Annotated in this window: 25 protein-coding genes and 4 tRNA genes; 12 read left to right on the forward strand and 17 right to left on the reverse strand. The window is 61.5% G+C overall.

Translation table 11 applies throughout. The features are described from left to right. Positions 1-65: 65 nt before the first annotated feature. A complete protein-coding gene (locus ICL81_RS06300) occupies positions 66-557 on the reverse strand; it encodes a ribose-5-phosphate isomerase (protein WP_188034060.1) in 492 nt (163 codons plus the stop codon). A 24-nt stretch (positions 558-581) separates the two neighbouring features. Next, entirely contained in the window at positions 582-1205 is a 624-nt protein-coding gene (locus ICL81_RS06305; protein WP_188034061.1) for a DsbA family protein, read from the reverse strand. 145 nt (positions 1206-1350) lie between these two features. On the opposite strand from ICL81_RS06305, the gene pepN reads away from it, so the two are divergent. Genes pepN through ICL81_RS06320 form a run of 3 tightly spaced genes read left to right on the forward strand, consistent with a single transcriptional unit; the run spans position 1351 to position 5269 of the window. Further along, complete coding sequence (gene pepN, locus ICL81_RS06310) at positions 1351-3930, forward strand: aminopeptidase N (protein ID WP_188034062.1); 2580 nt, start codon at positions 1351-1353, stop codon at positions 3928-3930. Beyond that, a complete protein-coding gene (locus tag ICL81_RS06315; protein ID WP_188034063.1) occupies positions 3930-4832 on the forward strand; it encodes a mechanosensitive ion channel family protein in 903 nt (300 codons plus the stop codon). The genes pepN and ICL81_RS06315 overlap by 1 nt, the downstream gene beginning before the upstream one ends. Then, positions 4829-5269: a globin gene (locus ICL81_RS06320; protein WP_188034064.1), complete on the forward strand. Its 441-nt coding sequence runs from the start codon at positions 4829-4831 to the stop codon at positions 5267-5269. Before ICL81_RS06315 ends, ICL81_RS06320 begins: the two co-directional genes overlap by 4 nt. On the opposite strand, the gene ICL81_RS06325 is transcribed toward ICL81_RS06320, so the two are convergent. Then, positions 5257-6699, reverse strand: coding sequence for a PLP-dependent aminotransferase family protein (locus tag ICL81_RS06325; RefSeq protein WP_251381889.1), 1443 nt, complete (start codon positions 6697-6699; stop codon positions 5257-5259). The two genes, ICL81_RS06320 and ICL81_RS06325, sit on opposite strands and share 13 nt — an antisense overlap. Positions 6700-6838: 139 nt before the next feature. Between ICL81_RS06325 and ICL81_RS06330 the strand changes: the two genes are divergently transcribed. Continuing rightward, positions 6839-7303: a GNAT family N-acetyltransferase gene (locus ICL81_RS06330; RefSeq protein ID WP_188034066.1), complete on the forward strand. Its 465-nt coding sequence runs from the start codon at positions 6839-6841 to the stop codon at positions 7301-7303. 44 nt (positions 7304-7347) lie between these two features. Here ICL81_RS06330 and ICL81_RS06335 read toward each other — a convergent pair. After that, a tRNA-Arg gene (locus tag ICL81_RS06335) sits at positions 7348-7420 on the reverse strand. Between the two features lie 109 nt (positions 7421-7529). Here ICL81_RS06335 and ICL81_RS06340 point away from each other — a divergent pair. Further along, positions 7530-8726, forward strand: a complete 1197-nt coding sequence (locus ICL81_RS06340) for an MFS transporter (protein ID WP_188034067.1) — start codon at positions 7530-7532, stop codon at positions 8724-8726. Positions 8727-8779: 53 nt separating this feature from the next. Here the strand turns inward: ICL81_RS06340 and def are convergent, their stop codons facing one another. Continuing rightward, the gene (def, locus tag ICL81_RS06345; RefSeq protein WP_188034068.1) at positions 8780-9343 is read right to left on the reverse strand and encodes a peptide deformylase; all 564 of its coding nucleotides are present in this window, start codon (positions 9341-9343) and stop codon (positions 8780-8782) included. Positions 9344-9442: 99 nt separating this feature from the next. Here def and orn point away from each other — a divergent pair, with 99 nt between their 5' ends. Beyond that, positions 9443-10099: an oligoribonuclease gene (gene orn, locus ICL81_RS06350; RefSeq protein WP_353055443.1), complete on the forward strand. Its 657-nt coding sequence runs from the start codon at positions 9443-9445 to the stop codon at positions 10097-10099. Positions 10100-10153: 54 nt separating this feature from the next. Here the strand turns inward: orn and ICL81_RS06355 are convergent, their stop codons facing one another. Beyond that, positions 10154-10585 carry a DUF1801 domain-containing protein gene (locus ICL81_RS06355; RefSeq protein ID WP_188034069.1) on the reverse strand — a complete coding sequence of 144 codons (432 nt, stop codon included), beginning with the start codon at positions 10583-10585 and terminating at the stop codon, positions 10154-10156. A 133-nt stretch (positions 10586-10718) separates the two neighbouring features. On the opposite strand from ICL81_RS06355, the gene ICL81_RS06360 reads away from it, so the two are divergent. Further along, entirely contained in the window at positions 10719-11105 is a 387-nt protein-coding gene (locus ICL81_RS06360; protein WP_188034070.1) for a GntR family transcriptional regulator, read from the forward strand. A gap of 76 nt (positions 11106-11181) precedes the next feature. On the opposite strand, the gene ICL81_RS06365 is transcribed toward ICL81_RS06360, so the two are convergent. The 4 genes from ICL81_RS06365 to thrC all read right to left on the reverse strand — a co-directional run bounded on the left by ICL81_RS06365 (position 11182) and on the right by thrC (position 13846). Then, positions 11182-11257: transfer RNA gene (locus ICL81_RS06365), tRNA-Glu, on the reverse strand. Between the two features lie 492 nt (positions 11258-11749). Next, positions 11750-11822: transfer RNA gene (locus ICL81_RS06370), tRNA-Glu, on the reverse strand. Between the two features lie 261 nt (positions 11823-12083). Further along, a tRNA-Glu gene (locus ICL81_RS06375) sits at positions 12084-12156 on the reverse strand. A gap of 259 nt (positions 12157-12415) precedes the next feature. Then, positions 12416-13846, reverse strand: coding sequence for a threonine synthase (gene thrC, locus ICL81_RS06380; protein WP_188034071.1), 1431 nt, complete (start codon positions 13844-13846; stop codon positions 12416-12418). 192 nt (positions 13847-14038) lie between these two features. Here thrC and ICL81_RS06385 point away from each other — a divergent pair, with 192 nt between their 5' ends. Beyond that, complete coding sequence (locus ICL81_RS06385) at positions 14039-14884, forward strand: thioredoxin domain-containing protein (RefSeq protein ID WP_188034072.1); 846 nt, start codon at positions 14039-14041, stop codon at positions 14882-14884. Positions 14885-14928: 44 nt separating this feature from the next. Next, positions 14929-15315: a large conductance mechanosensitive channel protein MscL gene (gene mscL / locus ICL81_RS06390; protein ID WP_188034073.1), complete on the forward strand. Its 387-nt coding sequence runs from the start codon at positions 14929-14931 to the stop codon at positions 15313-15315. 96 nt (positions 15316-15411) lie between these two features. On the opposite strand, the gene ICL81_RS06395 is transcribed toward mscL, so the two are convergent. Further along, on the reverse strand, positions 15412-17409 hold the full coding sequence (locus ICL81_RS06395) for a BCCT family transporter (RefSeq protein WP_188034074.1): 1998 nt from the start codon (positions 17407-17409) through the stop codon (positions 15412-15414). 188 nt (positions 17410-17597) lie between these two features. On the opposite strand from ICL81_RS06395, the gene nhaA reads away from it, so the two are divergent. Beyond that, positions 17598-18890, forward strand: coding sequence for a Na+/H+ antiporter NhaA (gene nhaA, locus ICL81_RS06400; protein WP_188034075.1), 1293 nt, complete (start codon positions 17598-17600; stop codon positions 18888-18890). A gap of 66 nt (positions 18891-18956) precedes the next feature. Here the strand turns inward: nhaA and ICL81_RS06405 are convergent, their stop codons facing one another. The 4 genes from ICL81_RS06405 to ICL81_RS06420 all read right to left on the reverse strand — a co-directional run bounded on the left by ICL81_RS06405 (position 18957) and on the right by ICL81_RS06420 (position 23047). Next, positions 18957-19253 carry a metal-sensitive transcriptional regulator gene (locus ICL81_RS06405; RefSeq protein ID WP_188034076.1) on the reverse strand — a complete coding sequence of 99 codons (297 nt, stop codon included), beginning with the start codon at positions 19251-19253 and terminating at the stop codon, positions 18957-18959. A gap of 80 nt (positions 19254-19333) precedes the next feature. Then, on the reverse strand, positions 19334-20410 hold the full coding sequence (locus ICL81_RS06410) for a YihY/virulence factor BrkB family protein (protein WP_353055444.1): 1077 nt from the start codon (positions 20408-20410) through the stop codon (positions 19334-19336). Positions 20411-20495: 85 nt separating this feature from the next. After that, on the reverse strand, positions 20496-22157 hold the full coding sequence (locus ICL81_RS06415) for an FAD-dependent oxidoreductase (protein WP_188034078.1): 1662 nt from the start codon (positions 22155-22157) through the stop codon (positions 20496-20498). A 122-nt stretch (positions 22158-22279) separates the two neighbouring features. Continuing rightward, positions 22280-23047, reverse strand: coding sequence for a glycerophosphodiester phosphodiesterase family protein (locus tag ICL81_RS06420; protein WP_188034079.1), 768 nt, complete (start codon positions 23045-23047; stop codon positions 22280-22282). Positions 23048-23170: 123 nt separating this feature from the next. Here ICL81_RS06420 and ICL81_RS06425 point away from each other — a divergent pair, with 123 nt between their 5' ends. Further along, on the forward strand, positions 23171-23599 hold the full coding sequence (locus tag ICL81_RS06425) for an META domain-containing protein (protein ID WP_188034080.1): 429 nt from the start codon (positions 23171-23173) through the stop codon (positions 23597-23599). 18 nt (positions 23600-23617) lie between these two features. On the opposite strand, the gene ICL81_RS06430 is transcribed toward ICL81_RS06425, so the two are convergent. Beyond that, positions 23618-24436 carry an SDR family NAD(P)-dependent oxidoreductase gene (locus ICL81_RS06430; RefSeq protein ID WP_188034081.1) on the reverse strand — a complete coding sequence of 273 codons (819 nt, stop codon included), beginning with the start codon at positions 24434-24436 and terminating at the stop codon, positions 23618-23620. A 53-nt stretch (positions 24437-24489) separates the two neighbouring features. Between ICL81_RS06430 and ICL81_RS06435 the strand changes: the two genes are divergently transcribed. Continuing rightward, positions 24490-25029, forward strand: coding sequence for a YaeQ family protein (locus tag ICL81_RS06435; RefSeq protein WP_188034082.1), 540 nt, complete (start codon positions 24490-24492; stop codon positions 25027-25029). 36 nt (positions 25030-25065) lie between these two features. Here the strand turns inward: ICL81_RS06435 and ICL81_RS06440 are convergent, their stop codons facing one another. Further along, entirely contained in the window at positions 25066-26055 is a 990-nt protein-coding gene (locus ICL81_RS06440) for a pseudouridine synthase (protein WP_188034083.1), read from the reverse strand. Positions 26056-26106: the final 51 nt, after the last annotated feature.

Raw genomic sequence — 26106 nt, forward strand, 5'->3', positions numbered from 1 at the left:
CGCGCTGCGCACGAACCCGAAACCCCACCTCGCGAGTTAGTTTCGCGAACTCCGAGAGAAACTCTCTAGAGCGAATCGACCTGCTTGCCTGCGATAAGACCGGTGCGCTCGTACTCGCCGAGCTGACCGATGCGGCGCACGTGGCGCTCATCACCGGGGAACGGCGTAGCGATGAAGAGATCGATGAAGCGGATCGCGTCTTCGACCGGGTGCTGGCGCGCGCCGATCGAGATCACGTTGGCGTTGTTGTGCTCACGCGCGAGTTCAGCGGTCGAGTCGTTCCACACGAGTGCCGCACGGATACCCTCAACCTTGTTTGCAGCGATCTGCTCGCCGTTGCCCGAACCGCCGAACACGACGCCGAGCGCCTGCACGCCGTCGCGCTCATCACGCGCAACGCCGAGTGCTGCGTTGATGCAGAACGAGGGGTAGTCGTCAAGCGCGTCGTAGGCCTCAGGGCCGTGGTCAATTACTTCGTGGCCCTGGTCTGCCAGGTGCTGCTGAAGCTGCTGGCTGAACTCGAGGCCTGCATGGTCGGTGGCAACGTGAATACGCATAATCTCTAGTTTACCTGCTCGGAACTAGAACTGCGGACCCGCGGTACGACCGCGCTTGAGCTCGTAGAAACCGGGAACGCTTGCCATCATTACCATGCCGTCCCACAGCCGAAGTGCGTCATCACCGGTCGGCGCGGGGGTCATCACTGGGCCAAAGAATGCGTTGCCGTCGACGGAGATGATCGGAACGCCAACGTCGGGGCCGGCGGTCGCCATTGCGTGGTCGGTGTTCGCACGAAGGATGGTGTCGTCGGTGGCGTCTGCGCGATCCGCCAACTCAGCAGAGAGACCAACTGCAGCGAGCGCTTCGAGCGCAATCGCGTCGTCATCGGTGCGGGCTTCGGGGTGAATGCGGGTGCCGACCTCGGTGTAAAACTTGCCGACGGCTTCGTCGCCTGCGGTTTCGCCGATTGCAATGGCGATCTGGCCAAAGCGCTTGCCGCGCCGGTGGCCCTCGACGTACGGGGCAGCCTCGGGGCTGGAGTGCAGCGCTTCATTACCCTCGTTCAAGATGGCGAGGCTGATGGGGCGCCACAGCACAGGGAAGTTACGAACTTCTGAGACTTCGTGGACCCAACGGCTGGTCATCCAGCACCAGGGGCAGCTTGGGTCGAAGTAAAACTCTACGGTGGGGGTCTGCTCGGTCATGGCTTCACCCTATCTGCGTACTGGCTTCGCGCGCATGCCTTTTCCGCACAGAATGACTGCGGTTCTGCAGGCCGTTCAGCGCGGTCATTGGATATGCGAATACAGTTGACTCAATTACATTGTTTTTCGTGGAGTGGAGATCACAGTGCCAGGAGAAAACCTCACTCGTCTTGAGGCCCAGGAACGCGCCCGCGTAGTACAGAGTCAGAGCTACGAAATCGCTCTGCATCTTGCTTCGGGCGACGAGACGTTCCAGTCAGATACGACGGTTCGATTCACGGGCGAAGCTGGCGCTTCGACGTTCATCGACCTCATTGCTGCATCGGTTGAGCTCGTTGAGCTGAACGGTGTCGCGCTCGACCCCGCAGAGGTATTTGCGGACTCGCGTGTGCAGCTGCCCAGTATCGCTGCTGAGAACGTATTGCGGATCAAGTCGACCCAGCGTTACATGAACACTGGCGAGGGTCTGCACCGTTTCGTCGACCCTGCGGACAATGAGGTCTACCTGTACTCGCAGTTCGAGGTACCTGATTCGCGTCGTATGTACCCCGTGTTCGAGCAGCCTGATCTGAAGGCGAACTTCCAGTTCATCGTCACGGCTCCTGCGCGCTGGAAGGTGACGAGCAACCAGCCGACGCCTGAGCCCGTCGCAGTTGCTGAGCCCTCTGGCATTGGTGCGCTCGGCGGCGAGGAACTCGCTACCTGGACGTTCGAGCCAACCCCGGTGATCTCGAGCTACATCACTGCGCTCATCGCCGGCCCGTACTACGAGGTTCGTAGCGAACTGACGAGCAAGGATGGGCGGATCATCCCCCTCGGCGTTTTCTGCCGCCATTCGCTGTCAGAGTACATGGACGCCGACTACGTGTTCGACAAGACCCGTGAGGGCTTCGAGTTCTTCGAGAACGAGTTCGATTTCCCGTACCCGTTCGATAAGTACGATCAGCTCTTCGTCCCCGAGTACAACATGGGCGCAATGGAGAACGCTGGCGCTGTCACGTTCACCGAGACCTATGTCTTCCGTAGCCAGGTGACCGATGCCATTCGCGAGCGTCGCGTGGTGACGATTCTGCACGAGCTCGCGCACATGTGGTTCGGTGACCTTGTCACCATGCGCTGGTGGAATGATCTCTGGTTGAACGAGTCGTTCGCTGAGTACATGTCGACGCTGGGTGTTGCTGAGGCAACCGAGTGGTCAGACTGCTGGACGACCTTCGCTGCCAGCGAGAAGTCGTGGGCGTACCGCCAGGATCAGCTGCCTTCGACGCACCCGATCAAGGCTGAAATTCGTGATCTGCAGGACGTGCTCGTCAACTTCGACGGCATCACCTACGCCAAGGGCGCTTCGGTACTCAAGCAGCTCGTTGCTTGGGTTGGCCGCAAGCCGTTCATGACCGGTGTGCACGACTACTTCGTCAAGCATCAGTTCTCGAACACTGAGCTTCCTGATCTCATGACCGAGCTCGAGGCACAGAGCGGCCGCGACCTCACAGACTGGACCAAGAAGTGGCTCGAGACCGCTGGCGTGAACACGCTCCGCCCGGTCTTTGAGGTTGACGCAGACGGCAAGTTCACGAGCTTTGTGATCGAGCAGACCGCGCACGCCGACTACCCCACGCTTCGCCCCCACCGCATCGCGGTTGGCCTCTACGAGGAGCAGGACGGCGCGATCATTCGCACCAAGCGTGTCGAACTCGACGTTGATGGCGAGCGCACTGAGGTCACCGAGCTTATCGGCGAGACCCAGCCCGCACTCGTGCTCCTCAACGATGATGACCTGACCTACGCGAAGATCCGCTTCGACGAGCGCTCGCTTGAGACGGTTTCAGCTCGCCTGGGCGACATTGCCGATTCACTCGCTCGTGCGCTCGCGTGGAGCGCACTGTGGGACGCAACCCGTGACGCAGAGTTCCCTGCTTCGCGCTTCGTTGACATCGTGCTCGCGCACATGGATCGTGAGACCAACTCAACGACCCTGCGCACCCTGCTCAACCAGCTCATCCTCTCGGCCTCGAGCTACGTCGCTCCTGAGCGTCGTGCAGAAACCCTCGAAAAGGTTGCTGACACCCTGTGGCAGCGCTCGATCGATGCAGAGCCTGGCACCGACGCACAGTTCCAGTTCGTGAAGTCGTTCGCGCAGCTCGCTGCAACCGACGATCAGCTCGATTCGGTGCTCGCGCTCCTCGAAGGCAAGATCGAACTCGAGAAGCTCGACATTGACACTGACCTCGGTTGGGAGCTCCTCATCGCGCTCGCAGCTGGCGATCGCGCAACTACTGCAGAGATCGACAAGGCACTCGCAAGCGACCGCACCGCGACTGGTAATCAGTCGGCCGCGCACGCGCGCGCAGCGCTCCCGACTGCAGAGGCGAAGTCCGCAGCATGGGATTCGGTCTTCGTTGAGTCAGACAAGCCGAACGCCATCGTTCGCGCAACGGGCCTTGGCTTCCTGCGCGCACACGATCGTGAGCTGTTGACCCCGTTCGTTGAGCAGTACTTCTCGTCGCTCACCGCACTTTGGGATTCGCGCAGCTACGCAATCGTCGAAGAACTCGTCGACGGTTTCTTCCCGTCACCCCTCGCTGATGCAGCGCTCGAGCAGGCTACACAGGCATGGCTCGACGCTAACGCCGACGCAGCACCCGCGCTGCGCCGACTCATCATCGAGAACCACTCGGGCATCGTGCGCGCACTCGCAGCACAGCAGGCTGACGCGGCTGCTTAATGATGTTCATCTCTGAGGTGGCGGCGCCGCTCACTGACTTCTATACAACCTTCAAGCGACCGATCAACATTGTGTTGATCATCGTGATCGCGCTCTTTGCGAACTGGCTCTTGCGGTTCACACTGCGCCGCACGGTTCAGCGAATCGTGCAGGGAGTGAAGAAAGCACAGGACGTCGACTCCACCTCAGAGCTCACCGCTGCACCGTACATCAACGCACGTGCGGTGCAGCGGACCCGCACCCTCGGCACGGTCGGCCGCCACGTCATCACGTGGTCGATCGTTGTCTTCGCCCTCATCGCGATTCTCGCGAACATGGGCGTGAACCTCGCGGCACTGTTGACATCAGCGGGTATCGTCGCCGCAGGCCTCACCTTTGGCGCGCAGAACATCGTCAAAGACATCCTCAACGGACTGTTCATGGCGTTTGAGGATCAGCTCGGCGTCGGTGACTCCGTCACCATTGGCGCGGTGACTGGCACGGTCGAAGACGTAGGTATCCGCGTCACCCAGGTACGCGCATACGACGGCACGCTCTGGTTTATCCGCAACGGCGAAATTCTCATGCTCGGCAATGCTTCTCAGGGGTGGGGCCGAGCAGTGATCGACATCACTGTTGAAGCCGACCAAGACCTCAAGCACGTTGGCGAAGTCGCGATCGACGCCGCAGAAGACCTGCTCGCACAAGAGCAGTACCGTCGCAAGGTCACGGGTTTCCCTGAGATCCTCGGCCTCGAGAGTGTGTCTGGTAACCGCGCGACCCTGCGTCTCACCATGCGCACCAGACCTGAAGCGCGCGACGAGGTTCGCCGCGCACTCCGCGCCGCGATCCGCCGCAGTTTTAACGAACAAGGCATCAAACTCGCAGACGAACTCCCCCCAGCCCTCGGAGGACAAGCATGACCGAACAGACTCCCGCACAGCCGCGCTTGACGCTGCGCAAGGACGAAAACGGTGATGCACTCACCGATACGGTCTGGTCACAAATAGGCGGCGAGGAGACCTTCGAGCTCATCGCACGCAAGTTCTACGAGGGAGTCAAGGCCGACTCCGTTCTCGCCCCCATGTACCCGCAAGATGACTGGGATGGCGCAACCCGTCGCCTCCGCATGTTCCTTGAACAGTACTGGGGAGGCCCAGCAACCTACTCTGCAGAGCGTGGCCATCCACGCCTGCGTATGCGCCACGCGGCATACCACATCGACTCAGACGCGCGCGATCGCTGGCTCACGCACATGAACGCGGCACTCGACGCTGCGGCGCTGCCCCCGATGCACGATGCTGCGATTCGCGACTACGTCGAACGAGCCGCTTTCTCACTCATCAATCAGCCCGGGTAGCCCCGCGCCCGCAGCGCTTCGGTGACACGAGCAAGACCTTGCATGAGGCGCGGAACGGTCTCCTGGCCGTAACCAATGATCAGCCCATTTGCTGATTCATGGCTGCCAGGTGGCACCGTAAAGTCAGCGAGCGGCTCAACGTGTACGTCGCGCGTTCGAAGCTCACCAGCGAGCTCCCTCGCGTCAATCGCCGCCGGCATCTGCAAGACCACATGCAGCCCGCCGTCGGCACCCGAAACTGGCAACCCGCTGTCGGCAAAGTGCGCCAGCAGGAGGGACCGCCGGTGCTGGTATTCGCGCCGGTTTCGTGCGACTGCTCGCTTCAGCCCGCCGCCTTCAATGAACCGCGCGAGGGCGAACTGCGTGTGCGCTGAGACCGTGGCACCCACACCGCCCCGAGCGGCAAGAATCGCGGCTCGAAATTCCATATCGCCGGCTGGAAGCACAATGAACCCGCACCGTAGTGACGGATGGAAGGTCTTGTTCAGGCTCGCGATATAGACCGTCCTGCCGTGCGCATCAAGCGATGCCATCGAGGGAAGCGCAGGGCCGGTGTGCCGAAATTCGCTGTCGTAGTCATCTTCAATCACTGTCGCCCCACGCGCATGCGCCCATTCGAGGATCGCGATTCGCTCATCGGCGGGGAGCCGCCCTCCCATCGGATACTGGTGGCTCGGCGTGAGCATAACCGCTGCGAGTGGCTGGCTGTGATCCGCGCTCTGCAAGGCGGCAAGATCGATGCCGTTCGCACTGACTGGCACCGCATGGCATTCGGCGCCGGCCAGCTCGAGTGCGCGTCGCCCTTCCGGATAGCCAGGAGTCTCGACCGCGATTCTGGGCGCGGATCCCTGCACGGTACGCAACGCCAACCCGACGAGCAGGAGCGCTTCTGACGTTCCCGACGTGATCACGACGTCTTCGGCGTTGCACGGCACCCCGCGGAAGAACCGCACATGCGCGGCAAGTTGCTCACGCAATTCACGCGCGCCAACGGCTCCCGGCACGGGGGCCGACCATGCATCGTGCGCGGCAGCGGAAAGCGCGCGAAGCCAGTCCCGCGGCGGATCAGGGGCGACGTAGGGATAGCCAGGTGCGAGATCAATGAGCGGGGAACTGGGTAGCGGTTGCTGCTCTGTGAGCGTCGGCGGTGGCACTATCTCGTGCATTCGCGGCTGCAACCAATCAGGGAGCTCGCGCGATACCCGCGTGCCAGACCCCGCGACACCTTCTAAGAAAGCCTCACCCAACAGCTGATCGTAGGCGTTCACGACGACCGTGCGTGAGACGCCGAGCGACTCAGCGAGCTTGCGGGTCGCTGGCACGCGCTCCCCCGGGTGTAGCTGCCCGCTCACGATTGATGCGCGGATCTGGTCTGCCAGCTGTCGAGACAGCGAAGCCGCCCCGTTTCTGTTGAGCCGCACGAACGACATGGGGTCCACACAAACTCCTTCAAGTGGTATGCGTCAGAATGCGCATTCTGGCATTTTGAAACATACCAGTTTTGGGCAGGATGGAGAGTGATCATCAGAAGTCCGCGCCTACCTGGCGCGTCACAGTGAGGACCCCGCAATGGCTACCAAACCTGCCGTCACCGTTCGCCCCATTACCGCCGCAGACGAGCCCCGTTGGCGCGAGCTGTTTGCTGCATACCGCGAGTTTTACAAGCTCGAACCATCGGACGCGGTGCTGGACCGCGTGTGGAGCTGGCTGCTCGACCCTGCGCACCCCACTTCCGGACTCGTCGCCTCGGTCGACGGCACCATCCAGGGCATTGCACACCACCGCTTCTTCTTCTCGCCATACGTCGGTACGAAGAACGTCTTCCTTGACGACCTCTTCACCGATCCCGCAGCCCGCGGCCAGGGTGTCGGCCGCGCGTTGATCGGTGCGCTCACCGACCTCGCGGGCGCAGAGGCATGCGACATCGTGCAGTGGGAAACCGCAGACGACAACCACACCGCTCAGACGCTGTACGACTCGCTCGCATCGCGCACGACCTGGGTGACCTACGAGGCGCAGGCGACACGTCCGTAAAGAGGTGCGGGGCAGGGTGTTTGGCACCCTGCCCCGCACGATCGTGCCCCCGGCAGGATTCGAACCTGCGACCAAGAGATTAGAAGGCTCTTGCTCTATCCCCTGAGCTACGGAGGCAACCACTCAAGCTTATACGAAGCGAGACCCCGAGATCGCAGCGCGCACTGCGTAACGTTGACTTGTTTCTGGGCAGCCGCGATCCGCGCCCCAGAGCTAAGCTAGGAGGATGCCGAAACCCGCGAAGCACAAGCTGCCGTTTGAAGTCTGGGCGCTGGTCGCGGGTGGGTTTACTGTCGCGCTTGGGTACGGCGTGGTGGCTCCGGTCATTCCGCAGTTTGCGCTCGAGTTCGGTGTGTCGACCTTTGCTGCTTCAGCGATCGTCAGTGCCTTTGCGCTCATGCGTCTCGTTGGCGCCCCGCTTGCCGGCTGGATCGTCGTCAAGCTCGGTGAACGACGCACCTACACGCTTGGCATTCTGATCGTTGCTGCATCGACGGGGGCGGCTGCGCTCGCACAGACGTACGCGCAGTTCATGGTGCTGCGGGGCATTGGCGGTCTCGGGTCGGCGATGTTCACGATCGCCGCGACCGCGCTCCTCGTTGAGGTCAGTCCCCCAGATGCCCGCGGACGCGTCGCGAGCGTCAATGCGGCGTCCTTCCTCCTCGGCGGCCTCCTTGGCCCCGTCCTCGGCGGTGTCGTCGCTGGCTACGGTGTGCGCGCCCCCTTCGTGTTCTACTTCATCACGCTCGTCATTGCGGCGATCATTGTCACCATCGCGCTCCGCAGCAAGCGCGCGACCGGGGGCACGGCCCAGGCGAAGAGCGCGGATCAGCCAATGCAGCTCCGTGAAGCCCTCGGCATCCGGCACTACCGCGCGCTCCTGGTCTCCGTGTTTGCCTTCGGCTGGACATCGTTCGGCGTGCGCATTTCGATCATTCCGCTCTTCGTGGCGATCGTATTTAACGGCGATGCCGCCCTCGCGGCATGGGTCCTTGCGGGGTACGCCGCTGGCAATGCGATCCTCATCCTGCCATCAGGCCGCTGGAACGATACGATCGGCCGCAAACCGCTCCTCATTATTGGCCTGAGCGTCGTCTCGGTGAGTTACCTCGTGTTCCCACTCGCGCATTCGGTCTGGCAGGCCGCCGTGATCATGGTGGTCGCGGGCTTGGGATCAGCGCTCGCCAACCCTGGCCAGCAGGCAGTGCTCGCAGATGTGCTCGGCAATCGTCGCGGCGGTACCGTCGTTTCGACGTATTCGATGTCGAGCGACCTTGGCGGTCTACTCGGCCCCCTTGTCGCTGGCGCAATCGTCGACGCCGCCGGCTTTGGCTTGGCGTTCGCAGTAACTGCGGCGCTCACGGCAATTGCGGCCGTCTACTGGGCGACCATGCCCGATTCGCGCACCCTGCGCACCCGATAAATGCGTAAGCCCCTCACAAGGAGGGGCTTACGAAGCAGTAGTTGGCGGATCGCTTAGGCGTCGATGTCGTCTACTCCTGGCATCCAGGTGAGGCCGGGCTGGCCCCAACCGTTGCGGCGACGAGCCTTCTGAGCACCCTTGTTTTCGGGGTGCTGGAGACGGTCTACGTAGAGCAAACCGTCCAGGTGATCGTACTCGTGCTGCAGGATGCGAGCAAACCACCCCGAGGCCTCAATCTCAAAGGGGTTACCGTCGATGTCCTGTGCGCGGAGGAGCGCACGCTCCGAGCGGCGAAGCGCGAAACGCTCACCGGGGAACGAGAGGCACCCCTCTTCTTCGTCTTCGCCGGGGATGCCTGGAACGGGCGGGGAAATCCACAGTTCAGGGTTGATCGCGACGCCCGTTGCTGGAGCCTCGTCCTGATCTTCGTACATCCACACGAAGATGCGCTTGTTCACGCCGACCTGCGGTGCCGCGAGGCCGACTCCGGGCGCTGCCACGGTCGTGTCGTACATGTCGTCAACGAGCTTGCGCAGATCTGCGTCAAATTCGGTCACCGGCTCAGCCGGATGATGCAATACGGGCTCGCCGCAGATCGTAATGGGAAGAACAGCCATACCTCTAAGAATACCCACGGAGATAGACTGGAGATTCGTGACCTGCAACTTATTGCAGGAATTCGCGCCACTTTTCTCGCATGTCCACAGGAGGCACCCGTGTCGAACACACCCGCTGAGCAGATCGTCTGGATCGATTGCGAAATGACCGGGCTCGATGCGGATCTCGACGGGCTCTGCGAAATCGCCCTCATCATCACCGATTTCGATCTGAAGCCGCTTGACGCCAAGGGCTTCGAGATCATCATCAACCCGGGTGAAGCTGCCATGGAGCACATGAATGACTTTGTACGCGGCATGCACGAGAAGTCGGGCCTCCTGCCGAAGATCGCCTCGGGCGCGACCGTGGCCGAAGCCGAAGAACAGGTACTTGCGTACGTGAATAGCCTCGTCACGAAGGGCCGCCGCCCGCTCGTCGCAGGTAACACCATCGGCATGGACCGTCGCTTCATTGCGAAGTACATGCCGACGCTCGAGGAGCGCCTGCATTACCGCAGCATCGATGTCTCCACAATCAAGGAGCTCAGCCGCCGCTGGTACCCCAACGCTTACTCGCTTGCGCCAGAGAAGCGCGGTGGCCACCGTGCACTCGCGGACATTGCGGAATCAATTCAGGAGCTCGCGTACTTCCGCGATGCGGCGATGCTGCCACTGCCCGGTCTTGAGCGCCCAGCAGTCAAGGAAGCCGCGGCAAAGACCACCGACACCTACCGCGAGCTCATCGACGACGCGATTGCTGGCGGCAAGGCCGAGTAAGCAGACGCACCCTTACGCACTGTGCGTCTGCTCGCGTAGCGCTGACGCACTCGTTCAAACTGCGCGCGGATCGGGATCGTCAGCGCGGCCGGCCCCGATCCGAATGAGCTCGCGCAGTACGGACTCATCGATGTCTTCGAGTTTGCGCACGTACACGCACCCGCGACCCTCGGTGTATTTCCCGAGCTTTGGGAGCAGCTGCTCCCCTGCGGGCAGGTCTTTCAGGCCGTAAAGCGAGAGCTGCGCCTTTCTCGGCGAGAAGCCAACCTTTGGCCAGGTGCCCCGCGTTGCCGGATTTGCCGGTGAAACATAGTTGTAGCTGCCGTAGCCAATCATCGTCGGCCCCCAGAGCACGGGTGCTTCGCCTGTCACCTCATGGAAGATACGCGCCAGTTCGAGGCCATCTGCCCGCCGCTTCGCGGGTTCGACCGCGTCAAGAAACACATCGACGTTCGCATCAGTAGGTTGTGTCTTTGGAGTACTCATAATTCTTACCCTAACCACTTCATGTAGTTGTTCATTGGATCACATAGATACGTTAACCACCCCGTAACGCGGTAAAATAGCTGGATATCGAGCATTGCCGCCCGGTACCGCTACACCCGAGCAGGAGAAACACATGGACCTCACCCTGTCGCTCTCGGTTGACCCGCAATCGGCAGTTCCCCCATATGAACAACTACGTCGTCAGATCGCGAAGCAGATCATGAACCATGAGCTTGCCGCTGGAGACCGTCTTCCGCCCGTACGAAGGCTCGCTGAGCAGCTTGGCATGGCTGCCAATACCGTTGCACGCGTGTATCGCGAGCTCGAGGCAAACGGTTACGTCATCACACGCGGTCGGGCCGGTACCTTTATTTCGGATATCGCGCCCGCGGATCCGCAGGCGGCCGGCACAGCGGCAGCGCTCAGCACCACATACGTCGCAGATCTGCGCGCTCTCGGGTTCGGCCCGACGGTTATTTCCCAGTTCGTTACCGAGGCGCTCCGCGGCACGTCCGAGTAAGACTCGAATCGTTCACATACCTCACTGAGGCAACAAAAAACCCTCACTCTGTATGAGTGAGGGTTTTTTGCCTAGTTGGTGACCCCAGCGGGATTCGAACCCGCGTTGCCGCCGTGAGAGGGCGGAGTACTAGGCCGCTATACGATGGGGCCGTGCGGCGCTTCTGAGCAAGCTCATCTGTGCAACGGATCAATTCTTGCACACTCCGAGGCACACTCCGTGCGACGCACCCCGAAGCACCTCACCAGCAACCCAGGCTTCAGCGACACCACCGCACAAACTGGTGCACCCCAAGGCGCAGTGTTTGGCCTATTCTCAACGATCTTGGCGATACACATCCGAGACTCCAATGATTTGAGCAGCCCGGCAACCTGTCCAAATACTCGGCGCTCCAGCCTTTCTCCGCGCTGCACCTACAGCGTGTCTCTCTGGCAGGAGCCTGGCGTACGCAGTCCACGACTTTCACGGGCAGCAACGCCCCCGCTGCCGCCGATGACGGACATCCAAGTCAATTCAGGCGTCCACGCTTCCCCAGAGAGGCTGCGCGTGCATTCCGCAGAACGTCCCATTAGAGCGGATCGGACGAGATTCAGGCCGGGAAACAGAAAACCCTCACTCTACCGAGTGAGGGTTTTGCCTAGTTGTGACCCCAGCGGGATTCGAACCCGCGTTGCCGCCGTGAGAGGGCGGAGTACTAGGCCGCTATACGATGGGGCCATGCTGACTTCGCTTCGGGAATCGCTTCCCGCTGCCGTGGCAACGTATATATTTTTGCACGCAGTGAACTTCACTCGCAAATCGAGGCATACGCTCGGCAAGTCGCAAGCAATGGTCTCAGTTTTGAGCGCTCCGACCCCACGCGCTGCGCCGCTCAACAGTTGAAACCCACCAACGACCCACTCCATGGGGCGATGGGAAATCCCAACCCAGAAACAAAAAATCCCCCATCTGCAATAGATGAGGGATTTTGCCTAGTTGTGACCCCAGCGGGATTCGAACCCGCGTTGCCGCCGTGAGAGGGCGGAGTACTAGGCCGCTATACGATGGGGCCATGCTGACTTCGCTTCGGGAATCGCTTCCCGCTGCCGTGGCAACGAGATATATCTTGGCACGTTGCATACACCCCGCGCAAATCGAGCAGACTCATTCGGGAGTGTCACATAACTTTTCCCTGTTCAGCGCCCGACACACTCAATCCCCCCAGACCCCGCCACGAGCCCCTTGCCCCACCTCTCAGACGACGCAAAACGGGGCGAGGAGCAAAACTCCCCGCCCCGTTCTGTGCGACTCGGGCGCGTCAGCTGTCGAGGTTACGGCTTGACCGCACGCGCCGCAACGAACTCGCGAAGCTGCGCTTCGTCATTTGCCATCTCAGTGACATGCTGCGGCAAGTCGAGAAGCCCGGCGAGGTGCTCAGGCATGCCGAGCTGCTTGCCCGTTGCCTCGAACACGATCTCGGGGAACTTCTCAGGCTTTGCCGTCTCGAGCACGAGCATGGGCACACCCGGCTCGAGATGCTCGCGAGCAACCTTCACGCCATCTGCGGTGTGCGGGTCAATGATGACGCCCGTATTCTCAAAGGTCGAGCGGATCGTGGCAACGCGATCCGCGTGCGTGCTCGTGCCACTGACGAAGCCAAACTCACCTTCAAGGCGTGGCAGCTCTGCGGTGAGGTCGATCTTGCCGGTCTCATCAAGCTCGCGCCATGCGGCCGAGAGGCGCTCGCCATCACGGCCAAGCAGGTCGTAGATGAAGCGCTCGAGGTTTGAAGCCTTCGAAATGTCCATCGAAGGGCTCGAAGTGAGGTAGGTCTCAGCCGAGCTGCGCGGTGCGTACATGCCCGTGCGGAAGAACTGATCAAGCACGTTATTTTCGTTCGCAGCGAGAACCAGCTTACGAACAGGCAGACCCATCGTCTTCGCCATGTGGCCCGAAAGGATGTTGCCGAAGTTGCCCGAGGGAACAGTGAACGACACCTCGTACCCGGCACGCTCGGTGACGGGCAATGAATCGGTGACGCGCAGCCATGCCCAGAAGTAGTAGACCATCTGCGCACTGATGCGGCCGAGGTTGATCGAGTTGACGGTGCCGAGGTGGTTCTCACGCTTGAACTCGAGGTCGCCCGAGAGTGCCTTTACGAGGTTCTGGCAGTCGTCGAATACGCCCTCGAGCGCGATGTTGTGGATGTTCTCGTCGTCGAGCGAGTACATCTGAGCACGCTGGAAATCGCTCATGCGCCCCTGAGGCGACAGCATGAAGACAGAGATGCCTTCTTTACCGCGCAGCGCGTACTCCGCAGCCGAACCAGTGTCTCCCGAGGTCGCACCAACAATGTTGAGTGTGCGGTCGGTACGCGCGAGCACGTATTCAAGCGACTGGCCAAGGAACTGCATTGCCATGTCTTTGAACGCGAGGGTTGGGCCCTCCGAAAGGCCGACGAGTGTGATGTCAGCATCGAGCTTCGTAACGGGGACTACCTCGTCTGCAACGAACGATTCACGAGTGTATGCGCGTGCGCACATTGCATCGAGGTCGGCGCGAGGAATGTCGTGCGCATAAAGGCTCAGCACCTCAGCTGCGAGCTCAGGGTACGAAAGGTCGCGCCACGATTCAATCGTCTCGCTCGTCACCTGGGGAACGGTCTCTGGAACTACGAGGCCGCCATCAGTCGCGAGGCCTTCGAGGAGCACCTCACCGTACTCTGCCGGATCCATACCCCCACGGGTCGAAATGTACTTCACGTCGCTCCTTTGGCCGTGTCCAGGCCACTGCAGGCCAGTCGTCCGTCGCCACATCACTGTGTGCCGACCGTCCTCATTCTTCCAGGATTCACATGCCGACGCGAAACTTGAAGAGTTTTCTCACGGATCTTTACGCTTTTGCCGACTACGGTTATGCGCAGAACACTTTACGACGCAAAGGATGCACCCGGTATGAAGAACGCGAACAACCTCCGCAAGAAACTGACCATTCTGGCGGGGGCTGGCGCTATCACGGCGCTCGCGCTCGGCGGCCTGACGGCTTGCTCGGCGGGAAGTGACGCAGACTACGTCGCACAAACCAAGTTCGATTCGACCCCGGCGAATATGCAGTCGGGTGGCGCGGTGTTCACTTCCACCGACGCGGTTGTTGCGTCAGAGCCGCTCGCACAGGGCGCGGATCGCGTGGCTGTCGACCCCACCACGCTGAAGGCCCCGACCCAGGTCTCGGTCTTCGTTGACTTCATGTGCCCCGCGTGTGGCTCGTTCGAGCAGAGCTTTGGCGACATGCTCACCGAGAAGCTCGATGCCGGTGAAATCTCGCTGGAGGTCACGCCGATGACCTTCCTCAACCGCATGTCGCAGGGCACCGACTACTCGACGCGCGCGGCAAACCTCTTCGCCTGCACCGTTTCGCAGCAGCCTGAGCACGCGTACGAGGTTCACGCCTCGCTCTTTAGCTCGAAGGTGCAGCCAGCAGAAAACACCAAGGGTCTCTCGAACGACGAACTCATTAAGGTGGCGACCAAGGCAGGCGTTGAGGCAACTCAGGAGTTCATCGACTGCGCCAAGACGACTCCCTACGCTGAGTTCCTCAATACCAACTCAGATGAGGTACTCAACGGCGCAGGTGTAGTGCAGCTCGCTGACGGTGCGAAGCTGCAGGACCAGTACGGTCAGCCGCAGGCAGACGGCCCGCAGCGCCTCATGGGCACCCCGCTCGTGCTCATCAACGGTGAGCAGTGGGACTACTCAGTTGATCCTGATCTCGAAAAGGCGCTTGCTGCTGCCGCGAAGTAGATTACGCTCGAACTATTCATAGTTCTGGCACAGGGGGTTAATCCATGCTCAAGGGATTCAAAGAGTTTTTGATGCGCGGCAACGTCATCGACCTCGCGGTCGCTGTCGTGATCGGCGCAGCGTTCAATGCGGTGATTGAGCGCGTTGTGACGTCGTTCATCAATCCGATCATCGGAATGGTGTTCAAGGCTGACTCGCTCGACGGCGCGATGGTGGTCACTCTGCCCGGCGGCGGCGCGCTCGCATTCGGCGCTGTACTTGGCGCCCTGCTGAACTTCGTCATCGTCGCGGCTGTTGTCTACTTCGTGTTTGTACTTCCCATGAACAAGCTCAAGGGCAAGCCCGCTGAAGAAGCACCAGCTGGCCCCAGCACCGACGAGCTCCTCACTGAGATCCGCGATCTCCTGAAGGCTCAGAACGAGGCGAAGTAACTCCGGTTATCCGTTTCACGCACCGAGGGGTGCAGCCGATTCGTTCGGCTGCACCCCTCGGTGTTTGTGCACGATAGCGCGTGAGATCCGCGCCCGTTAGACCGTTGGCGGATCGGCCTGCGGCTTCGGATCGCCGTCAGTGTTTTCGGCATCGGGATCCGCACCAGTGTCATCGACCTTCTCGCCAACCGTGAGCGAGGCATCGCCCGAGGCAGCGCGTGCGGGCGGGGCTTCTGCCGGCGGCTGGATACGACCCGGTTCAAGGGTACGGCGAACGTCCTCGGCGGTGATCGTATCGATCGGCCCAGTGGTCGCATCGATGTACCACTCGGTGAGTGCGGGATCCTCACTGTCGAAGCCAGCTCCGGCACCCTCCTCCGCCGGAACCTCACTAGTGCCGAATACGAAGTCATCCCCGTACTCATCAATGCCGCGGCGCACGCCCTGCGCGATAGCCGCTTTCGCGTAGCGGCGCCTGATGATGAAGGGATCAGTGCGCAGTTCCTTTGCCCAGGAAATCATGATCCCGATCACAATGATCGCGAATGGGAGCGCCGAAACGACCATGATTGACTGCAGACCAGACAGCGCAGTGCGGCCGCCAGCGAGCAACAGCGACGCCGCAATCGTGCCGAGCAGGAGTCCCCACAGAACCGTCACCCATTTCGCGGGTTCTGGCCGGCCAGACTGTGACATTGATGCCATCACAATCGAGGCAGAATCGGCCGCGGTGACGAAGAAGATGATGACCGCAATCATCGCGATGACCGAGGTAATCATGCCGAGCGGCAGGCGCTGCAGCAGCTGGAAGAGCACTTCTTCGCTCGTACCGCCGGCCTGCAGGTCGACGCCTTGCTGCGCCATCCAGATCGCGGTGCCGCCGTACACAACGAACCAGGCGATTACGATCGCTGAAGGCACGAACACCACAACGGTGACGAACTCACGCAGCGTACGGCCACGAGAAATCTTCGCAATGAACATGCCAACGAACGGCGTCCATGACACCCACCACGCCCAGTAGTAGGTGGTCCAAGCTCCAAGGAAGTCCACTGCTTCCGGGCCGTCGTTCGCGTTGAGCGAGAGCATCGCGCCGAGCTGGTTCACGAATTCGACGAGCGACGCCGGCATGTAGTTGAGCAAGAATACCGTTGGCCCGGCGATAAGCACGAAGAGGCCAAGCATGCCGGTGAGGAACATATTCGTGTTCGACAGAATTCGAATGCCGCGCTTCACGCCAGACACCGCCGAAGCGATGAACAGCGCCGTGAGGATTGCGATTGAGCCGATAAGGAACATATTGCCCATGTCGCCAAGGCCGGTCACGAGCATGAATCCGCTCTGGATCTGCAGCGCGCCGATACCGAGCGAGACCGCCGTTCCGAAGAGCGTCACGACAATCGCGAAGAAATCGATGAGGCGACCGAGCACACGGTGACTCGAACCAGGAAAGACTGGCTCAAAGAGTGCCGAGATGAGCGGGGCACGACCGCGACGGAAGGTGCTGTAGGCAATCGCGCCGCCAACGAGCGCGTAAAAGGCCCAGGCGATCGGACCCCAGTGCAAGATCGTCTGCGCCATTGCGGGCAGCGCGGCAGCAGGGGTTCCGCCAACCACCGACTGGCTCGGGGCAGGTGACTGGAAATAGGTGAGCGGTTCAAGCGGGCCGTAGAAGAGCAAGCCAATACCCAGGCCTGCGGCGAAAAGCATCGAGACCCAGGAGGTGGTCGAGTACTCAGGTTCTTCATCGTCGGCTCCGAGACGAATGCCGCCGGTGCGACCGTAGCCAACGATGACCATGAATAGCGCAGCCACTATTGCCAGCGCACCGAACAGCCAGCCGAAGTTCATCGTGACCCAGGTGAGCGACGTCGAACCCACGTCGAGGAGATTGTCTGGCGCAATGAACGCCCACGAGATCACCGCAAGCGTCACTACGACGGCGCCACCAAGCACGAACTTGTTGGTTGGGAATCGCGTCGCAGTTTGCTCTACTCCGATTCCGGGGAGGAGGGCCGGGTGCGGGATCTGGGTGGTGTCATTGACGCCTGTGAACGCACGCGCTAATCGTTTGGTCGAATTTGGCTGCTTCATACTTCCAGACACTATCCAGCGCACGGGGTGAGCGACCGATTCTCTCTGTTTCCACGAATTCCTCTGAATCCCTTGTATCCCGCTGCCCCAGCCGGTATGGGTAGTATTAACAGAGTTCCGTGTTCAGCACATGGATGGTGCGTCGGGAAGCCTGGTCGACATTCTGTTCCACGCACCCAAGGAGTCTCATGGCTGAAGCCACTACTTCCCCCGCATTTCCTACTCCGTCGCCTCGCAGACGGCGCTCGGCACTCGGTAATTTTCTTCGCCGCGAGACCGTCGGCGGCATGCTGCTCGTCATTGCAGCGATCATAGCTCTCATCTGGGCAAACTCCCCCGCGTCCGACGGCTACTTCGCCCTGCGCGACTTCACAATCGGCTACGAACCCTGGCACCTGAACCTCTCACTTGGCCAGTGGGCTTCAGACGGCCTGCTTGCGATCTTCTTCTTCGTCGTCGGGCTTGAATTGAAGCGCGAATTCGTCACCGGCGACCTGCGGAAGTTCAGTACAGCGATCGTGCCGATCGCCGCGGCCGCTGGTGGCGTGGCCATTCCCGCGCTCATCTACGTAGCACTCTTGCGCGACGACACGGCACTACTTGGTGGTTGGGCGATTCCGACAGCCACCGATATTGCCTTTGCGGTTGCTGTGCTCGCGATTATCGGCTCGTATCTTCCCAGCGCGCTCCGCATCTTCCTGCTCACGCTCGCGGTCGTTGATGATCTCATCGCGATCGGCATCATCGCGATTTTCTACACGGACACTCTGAACTTCGTCCCGCTCGTGCTGTCGCTGCTCGTCATCGCGATCTACGGCTTCGTCGCGCAGCGCTGGCAGTCAGCGTTCCTGACACGCCCACTGCTCGCATGGTGCATCTTGCTACCACTCGGCGTCATTGCATGGGCACTCATGCACACCTCAGGTATCCACGCAACCATCGCCGGCGTACTGTTGGGCTTCACCGTTCCGGTGTTGCACTCACGACGCAGCAAGCTAGCAGAGGGCACACCGGGGCTTTCCGAGAGCATGGAACACCGATTCGGACCAATGTCAGCGGGCTTTGCCGTCCCAGTTTTCGCGTTCCTCGCAGCGGGCGTAAACATCGGCGGCTGGGCAGGCGTGCAGGCGGCAGTCACGGCCCCGCTCACACTTGCGATCGTCGCCGCGCTCGTCCTCGGCAAGCCGATCGGCATCACTCTCGTGACCTGGATCATGACGCTTGTCACCCGCAAGCCGCTTGACCCATCGATTCGTTGGATCGACCTCATCGGCATCGGCGCGCTTGCCGGTGTCGGCTTCACCGTTTCCTTGCTCGTCGCAGAGCTGAGCTTCGCCGCGGGCAGTTTCGAGCAATCAGACGCAAAGGTTGCCATCATTGCGGCATCGCTCGTTGCGATCTTGGTCGCGTCGATCATCTTGGTACCCCGCAACCGCAAGTACCGGCGGATCACCAAGGCGCCCCAAACTCGCACCTACTGAGCGGGCGCTCACCCAAAATAGTGAGGGCGCATGCAGATACTGCATGCGCCCTCACTATTTCATTCACTAGGCCAGTGATAGGAAGAGCTTCTCAAGCTCCTCAGGATTTGGGTTGTTTCCATCATCAGGGTTCGTCATGCAGTCTTTGAGTGCAGACGAGATCACGAGGAACCCTGCCCGGTCGAGCGCTTTCGAGACGGCTGACAACTGCTGCACGATATCGCGGCAGTTGTCGCCGCGCTCGACTGCGGAGATCACGGCGCCGAGCTGACCCTGAGCGCGTCGCAAACGATTCAATACCTTGCGCTGCGCTTCAGCATCGTGCTGGCTCGCCTCGGGTGTTTCGACGGTTTGCTCAGTCAAGTGATCCTCCAAATATTCAAGGTACCCTCAGGATACCCCGCAGTGTATACGTTTATGTGAGCGCCGCGTTACCGTTCGCGTCACCCTTTATCCTTCTCGCGCACGGCGGTTGCCCGTGCGATCGCCAGGTCACGCGTGGCCACCTGATGCACCACCTCGGCACGCCGTACTCGGTACTCGGCCATGGTTTCGGGTGCCTGGTTTCCGGCTTTGCGATCCGCCAGTTCCCTGGTTGCCGTGACGATATAGCTTCCCGCGAGCAAGATCACCTGCGCCGAAAGATTGAACCAGAGCAACAGCGCGATCAGTGCCGCGAACGAGGCGAGCAGCGGGTTCGAAGTTGCGCCACGCACGAACAGTCCAGAGAGCTCCTGCAACACAGTCAAGCCGATGCCGCCAAGCAGGGAGCCAGCCCAGAACGCTCGCCCAGCTGCACGGAACCCCGAGAGCAGGGAGAATGCAATCGCGATGGCCAAGGTATCGATAATCAGTACCGCGACCACCCCGAGCACTTGGGTGAGCACGCGCATCACCGGAGAGGTTTCTGCAATTCCGATCCACGATGCAAGCGCGCCGACACCGATCGAGTTCACGACGCTGAGGCCAGCGGAAACTACCAGTAAGCCCCCAAATCCAATCGCAACCAGGAGGTTGCGCAGTACAACCCAGACGAAGAATCCGTCATCGTGGAGCTCATCTGCAATTTCACGGAAGCCCACGCGCAGGCTGCCGATCGCACTGATAGCAGCGCCAATGAGGCCGACGAGCGAGAGGGCGCCAACGATCGTGAACGCCGAGGGCATGTTCACCTGTTCAAGGTCGACGAGCTCCAGTACGCCGGGGACCACACGAGACAGCGCAGCTTCAAGGGAGCGCATCGCTGAGGGGTCTCCCCCAACCCACAGTGCCGCAAACGAAAAGACCAGCAGGATTCCGGCAAACACGCTAAAGAGCGCCCGGTAAGTGATGGAGTCAGCATAGGTTGCGCCACGGTTCTCGCCGTACAACATGAAGGCTCGAACAATGCGGAGCTTGAGGATCCGCGAGGTAAGACGTTTCACCCACCCGCGCAATGGTGCATTCGTGCCCGTGTCACCGCGCTCGGCTGCCTCCTGGCGCTCGCCAGATACACTCTGCTCGTTCAGCGGCTCGCTCACCATCGTCTCCTCTGCTCCGCAGATCCCTGTGCCCAGTATGCCGCTCAGCAATATTCTTGCCTAGCGGCATACAGGCCAGGAGCTCCTAGCGAACGAGAATATCGGTGCCGAGCACGTCGCGCAGCGTGTTCATGCCGCCCGACATCGACGCAGAGTCGAATCCTGCCTGCACAAGCACTCTGTTCGCGATGTGCGATCGCACACCAGAACCGCAGAGCGCGCGCACGGGCCGGCCTGCCGCGGCCTCACGCACCTCACTGATGCGCTCGCGCAGCTCGGTGTGCGGGATGTTCAAGGCACCGGGCAGGTGTCCCGAGTCGAACTCACCGACGCTGCGCACATCAAGAATGAGCGCGTCTTCACGCAGCGATGCCCACTGTTCGGCGTACCACAGCGTGAGCGTCCCATCGATCACGTTTGAGCCGACCATCCCGATCATATTCACGGGATCCTTTGCACTGCCGTATACCGGCGAGTATGCGAGATCAAGGTCAATGAGGTCTGCCGCAGTGAACTGCGCGCGGATCGCGGTAGCGAGCACATCGATCCGCTTGTCGACGCCCTCTTTGCCAACGCCCTGAGCGCCGAGCACAAGTCCGTCACTCTTGCGAATGTGCACTACGAGCGCCATCGAGGTAGCGCCAGGGAAGTAGCCAGCATGCTGGGCCGGATGCAGGTGCAGCGTCTCATACGCGATGCCAGCCTGATCCAACGCGGCACGGTTCGCACCGGTCATTGCGGCGGTCAACTCACCAACGCGCACGATTGCGGTGCCGACTGGCGCCGGCACTGGGCGCGCGGTTTCGGGGCGCAGAATCGCGTCTGCAATCTGACGACCAGCACGGTTCGCGGGGCCTGCGAGCGCTACCGGACGACGGATCCCGGTCACCCAGTCCGTCGAGACCGTTGCATCGCCTGCGGCGTACACGTCTGCCAGGTTGGTGCGGCCGTGCTCATCAACCACGATTGCGCCGCGCTCGACCTTGATGCCAGCTGCCGAGAACACCTCAGTGTCTGGACTCACTCCAACAGAAAGCACGATCAGGTCTGCGGCGATCCGCTGCCCATCGTTCAGCATCACTTCTGCACCATCACCGATTTCAGTGATTGCGTTCGCGGTGGTCCCGGCGTGGACCGTGATGCCCAGGCGTCCGAGCTCTGCAGTCACGCGGCTCGCGATTTCAGTTTCCAGCGGCGCAAGCACGTGTGAAGCCGACTGCACAACGTCAACGTCAAGCCCCTGCAGGCGCAGCGCTTCGGCGGCTTCGACGCCGATGAAGCCAGCTCCAAGCACAACCGCGCGGCGCGCGCCTGCCTCGACGGTCTCACGCAGAGCGACCGCATCTCCGACAGTTCGCAGCGTGCGTACGCGCGGCGAATCGAGGCCGGTAATGCTCGGGCGCACTGCGGTCGCTCCGGGCGCGAGAATCAGCGCGTCATACGTGAGTTCCTGCTCCCCTGCCGCGTTTCGCACCGTAATGGTCTTCGCATCAGCGTTCAGGCCGATAACGTCGTGACCCGTGCGCACGTCGAGGTCGAGGGCGTCACGCAGCGTCGCGGGCGTGTGCAGCAGCAGCGAGGACTCCTCAACAATCTCGCCGCCAACGAAGTAGGGCAGACCGCAGTTCGCGAACGAGACATGCTCACCTCGCTCGAGCACGATAATCTGCGCGTCTTCATCAAGGCGGCGGGCACGTGCGGCCGCGCTCATTCCCGCGGCAACTCCACCGACAACAACAATGCGCATGGGGGCTCCATTCAGTTCGTTCTTTCGTTGCCAAAATTATACCCCCGGGGGTATTCATGTTGTCAAGCAAAACCCTCACATCGTCGCCCACGGTACCCAGCGCGCGACGCTCGTCGCGCCAGTTAGCGCAGCTCTGCCACCGCGAGGTCTGTGCGATCAGTCACGACGCCATCGACACCGAACTTCATAAGCACGCGCATATCAAGCGGGTTGTTCACGGTCCAGACGTGCACCTCGACGCCGTTCCGATGTGCGTGGCGCACCAGCCGCTCAGTCAGCACGGGCACGAGACCACTCTTTAGTGGAATCTGCAGCGCATCAACGCGAGCAAGCGCTCGGTCAATTGCCCACTCGGAGCGGGTCGCCAACGCAGCAAGCAACGTCATGATGCCACGCTTGCCAAGGGAGGTCGCTGGCAGCGCACCACGCTCACGGGCTGCAGCGAGGGCACGAGTACGTGCGCGGTCGGAGAAGCTCGTGAGGAGCACGCGATCCGCCGCCCCAGCAACGATCCAGCCGGTCTGCTCAGCAGCAGCGACAGCCTTCACGTCGATATTGAATCGCGTACCTGGAAACTCCGCAAGCGCGTCCTCGAGCGTAACCAACCCGCCTTTGTCGGTCATGACCGCCGCCAATTCGGCACGCGTGAGGGAGGCGACGGGGCGCGGATCACCAGCCACCCGAACGAGATCTGCATCATGGAAGCAGACCACGACGCCATCCTGCGTGAGATGCACATCAGTCTCTACGTATTCAGCCCCCGCAGCAACCGCTGCACGAAACGCTTCCCGGGTGTTTTCAACGAACGTATCGCGGGCTTCAAGCGGCACGAAACCACGGTGCGCGAAGATCTTCGGTTGAGTAGCACCTGTGAGGTAAGGATGAGCCATCCAGCAACGCCCTTCTGTACGAACGGGAGACGACTCTCAGCTTACGCCAACCCACTTTTCAGACTCGCGACTTTTCATCTGTTTTCCACCCCGTTCACACACTTCTTTGGGAAGATGTGAAGCATGCACATCACCTCTCGTTCGACCGGCCGCTTGCTCTTCGCCGCGGGCGTCACCGGCGCCCTCGCACTCGCACTCACGGGCTGCGCAGGCAACGGCACCGCCGGCCAGGCAGACACCCCGGGCATCGAGTCCACCACTGACCTCAGCACCCAGGTCCTCGGCACCTGGGGCTCCGTGAACGACGGCGAGCCAAACCTCACCCTCGTTGACGACGGCACCTACACCGGCAATGACGGCTGTAACCAGCTCATGGGTAGCTTCTCCACCTCGGGCGACACGATCACGTTCGGTACAGACGGCGCGATGACCCTCATGGCATGCATGGACGTCGACGACTGGCTGAACGGGATGGCTACCGGCAAAGTCGTCAACAACGTACTAGAAATCAGCAACGTCGACGGCGACGTGATCGGCACGCTCAGCCGCTAGCCAACTGCCGATCGGTCGTCAGCGTCGCGCGCTGGGGTCGCCTTCTCCCCACGACTCAATGCCGAGCCGACGCACCCAGCTTTCAGGAGCACCGTTCGCCGCCTCATACGCCGCGAGTGACGCGGGCGAATCCTGCCCCGCACGCAGATACTTGCCCGACCAGGCATCGAGCTCGCCAGCGAAGATCGCGAGCACCAAGTCACAGGTATCTGACACCGGGGTGAATTCGGTGCGACCCTTGTGCAGGTCCATCGAATCGGTCATGTCGGTTTTCACGACGCCCGGAGCGACCGCGAACGCCCGCAGCCCTTGCTCGAAGCCAGCCTCGTGCAGGTGGCCTGCGAGCCGGATGACACCCGCCTTGCTCGGGGTGTACGCCGACGCTTTCGCCCAATCATTCGCGCCAGCACCAGAAGCGAGCTCTACCACACGTCCACCGCCCGCTGCGAGCATTCCAGGGATCGCCGCGCGCGACACATGGAACGAACCGATGAGGTTTGTCTCGACGACCGCACGCCACTGTTCGACGTCTGCTTCCCAAAGGGGCACCTCACGATCGATGCGACCTGCCGCATTCACAATGAGCGTGAGCGGTACCCGCATCGCAGCGACAAGCTCATCGACCGCGGCCGCAACAGCGGCCGCGTCAGTGATGTCTGCCGTTTGATACTCAGCGACTCCACCTGTGGCACGAATCTCGTCAGCGACAGCCGCGAGCTTTGCCTCGTCGCGCGCGAGCAGCGCCACCGGAATCCCAGCCGCGGCGAGCGCCTTGGCGATGGCGGCGCCGATGCCGCGGGATGATCCGGTGATGAGTGCTCCACGTGTTGCGGTCATATCCCCAGCGTACGAGAAACACTCGGCGCACGGAGCCTCTAAAATCGGTGTTTATGGCTATCGGTTCGACCATTCTTAATTTCTCGATTCAGCTCGCTGATATTGATCGCGGCGTTTACGAGGATTTCTCGCTGCGCGTAGCACGGCATCCGTCTGAGACTGAGGCCTTCATGGTGACGCGCGTGCTGGCATATTGCTTGGAGTTTCAGGAGGGCATCGACTTTGGTGGCGGCGTTTCAACGACCGACGAACCCACCCTGTGGGTGAAGGACCTCACTGGCAAGGTGACCTCGTGGATCGAGATTGGCGCACCCGATGCAGCTCGCATGCATTTCGGGAGCAAGCTCGCTGACTACGCTGCGGTGTACACCCATCGCGATCCCGCGAAGGTGCTGCGCGCGTGGGAGGGCAAGACCATCTACAACGCAGAGGCCCTTGTCGTGCACAGCTTTGACTCGAAGTTCATCGATGACCTCGCTGGCGCACTCGATCGTCGCAACACGATGTCGGTGTCACGCACGGAGGGCACGCTGTACGTTGAGCTCAACGGCGCTTCGTTCGAGACCGCGATCGGCTCGCACCCCGCCGCCTAACGTTGCAGGTTGCTGAGGGGTGGGCGGATCCGCGCCCTACTCGTTCGTCAGCAACGGCAGCGCGCGTGCACTCGTGAATGAGCGTTCGGTTCCATCGACAGGATCGGTGAACGACAGCTGGTTCGCGAGCAGCTGCAGCGGGGTGGTGAAATCGTCGATCGTGACGTCGCGCTCGACCGGGTACAGCGGGTCGCCCACGATCGGGATCCCGAGGCTGGCGAGGTGAATGCGCAGCTGGTGCGTCTTACCGGTCACGGGTGACAGCTTGTATTCGCCGAGGCGCGGGGGCGCGGCAATTTCGCCGTCTGCTCCTGGCAGTTCTGGGTATGCGAGGGGCGCGGATCCCCCAGCCAGCTCCCCCACCAGCTCGACGATGGATTCCGAGTTCGGCTCGGCTCCCGCGATCTCGGTCGCGCGCATGATGCCGTGTTCCTTCTGGATGTGGCTGCGCACGACGGTCGGGATCTCAAGACCTTCGCGCAGCGGAGCGATCGCACGATAGGTCTTGGTGATCTGGCCGTACTGGAACATGGACTGGTACGGGCCGCGCCACTGCCGCTCCTTCGCGAGGAGCAGGAGTCCGCTCGTCACACGGTCGAGGCGATGCATGGGCGTCAGTTCTGGCAGCCCGAGCTCGGCCCGTAGGCGAACCACGACGCTCTGCATAACGTGCCTGCCGCGCGGAATCGACGACAGGAACGGCGGTTTGTCGACGACCATGATGCGCTCGTCTTCAAACACCGTGTGGATCTTGCCAGGAACCGTCGCTTCCTCGCGCAGGTCACGATGGAACCAGACGAAGGTGTACGGCTTATATGGGTCTTCCGCTCTGACGGGCTGACCATCGGCGAGAATGAACCGCTCCTCGGCAATGCGCTCATCGACGTCCATGTGCACACGCAGGCGATCATCGAGCCAATCGCGCATCGTCAGCCACGGGCTCGGCTGGTTGCGATCGAAGCCGTCAGTGCGCAACCACGCAGGATCAAGACCGTTGCGTTGCGCGAGCGGAGACTTCGGGGGCATCGTTCAATTCTACCGGGCGCGGATCAGCGAACGTTGTGCGGGGCGCCGGGT

The organism is Leucobacter sp. cx-328, from assembly GCF_014530035.1.
GTDB lineage: Bacteria > Actinomycetota > Actinomycetes > Actinomycetales > Microbacteriaceae > Leucobacter.

Coding starts and splice junctions, on each gene's coding strand:
- def (WP_188034068.1), bottom strand. CDS start 9,343: ATGGCTGTTCTTCCCATTACGATCTGCGGCGAGCCCGTATTGCATCAT.
- ICL81_RS06420 (WP_188034079.1), bottom strand. CDS start 23,047: ATGGCTCATCCTTACCTCACAGGTGCTACTCAACCGAAGATCTTCGCG.
- ICL81_RS06430 (WP_188034081.1), bottom strand. CDS start 24,436: ATGACCGCAACACGTGGAGCACTCATCACCGGATCATCCCGCGGCATC.
- ICL81_RS06355 (WP_188034069.1), bottom strand. CDS start 10,585: ATGAGTACTCCAAAGACACAACCTACTGATGCGAACGTCGATGTGTTT.
- ICL81_RS06385 (WP_188034072.1), top strand. CDS start 14,039: ATGAAGAACGCGAACAACCTCCGCAAGAAACTGACCATTCTGGCGGGG.
- ICL81_RS06435 (WP_188034082.1), top strand. CDS start 24,490: ATGGCTATCGGTTCGACCATTCTTAATTTCTCGATTCAGCTCGCTGAT.
- ICL81_RS06440 (WP_188034083.1), bottom strand. CDS start 26,055: ATGCCCCCGAAGTCTCCGCTCGCGCAACGCAACGGTCTTGATCCTGCG.
- ICL81_RS06300 (WP_188034060.1), bottom strand. CDS start 557: ATGCGTATTCACGTTGCCACCGACCATGCAGGCCTCGAGTTCAGCCAG.
- ICL81_RS06340 (WP_188034067.1), top strand. CDS start 7,530: ATGCCGAAACCCGCGAAGCACAAGCTGCCGTTTGAAGTCTGGGCGCTG.
- ICL81_RS06315 (WP_188034063.1), top strand. CDS start 3,930: ATGATGTTCATCTCTGAGGTGGCGGCGCCGCTCACTGACTTCTATACA.
- mscL (WP_188034073.1), top strand. CDS start 14,929: ATGCTCAAGGGATTCAAAGAGTTTTTGATGCGCGGCAACGTCATCGAC.
- ICL81_RS06305 (WP_188034061.1), bottom strand. CDS start 1,205: ATGACCGAGCAGACCCCCACCGTAGAGTTTTACTTCGACCCAAGCTGC.
- ICL81_RS06415 (WP_188034078.1), bottom strand. CDS start 22,157: ATGCGCATTGTTGTTGTCGGTGGAGTTGCCGCGGGAATGAGCGCGGCC.
- ICL81_RS06360 (WP_188034070.1), top strand. CDS start 10,719: ATGGACCTCACCCTGTCGCTCTCGGTTGACCCGCAATCGGCAGTTCCC.
- ICL81_RS06320 (WP_188034064.1), top strand. CDS start 4,829: ATGACCGAACAGACTCCCGCACAGCCGCGCTTGACGCTGCGCAAGGAC.
- ICL81_RS06395 (WP_188034074.1), bottom strand. CDS start 17,409: ATGAAGCAGCCAAATTCGACCAAACGATTAGCGCGTGCGTTCACAGGC.
- ICL81_RS06330 (WP_188034066.1), top strand. CDS start 6,839: ATGGCTACCAAACCTGCCGTCACCGTTCGCCCCATTACCGCCGCAGAC.
- nhaA (WP_188034075.1), top strand. CDS start 17,598: ATGGCTGAAGCCACTACTTCCCCCGCATTTCCTACTCCGTCGCCTCGC.
- ICL81_RS06325 (WP_251381889.1), bottom strand. CDS start 6,699: ATGTCGTTCGTGCGGCTCAACAGAAACGGGGCGGCTTCGCTGTCTCGA.
- ICL81_RS06425 (WP_188034080.1), top strand. CDS start 23,171: ATGCACATCACCTCTCGTTCGACCGGCCGCTTGCTCTTCGCCGCGGGC.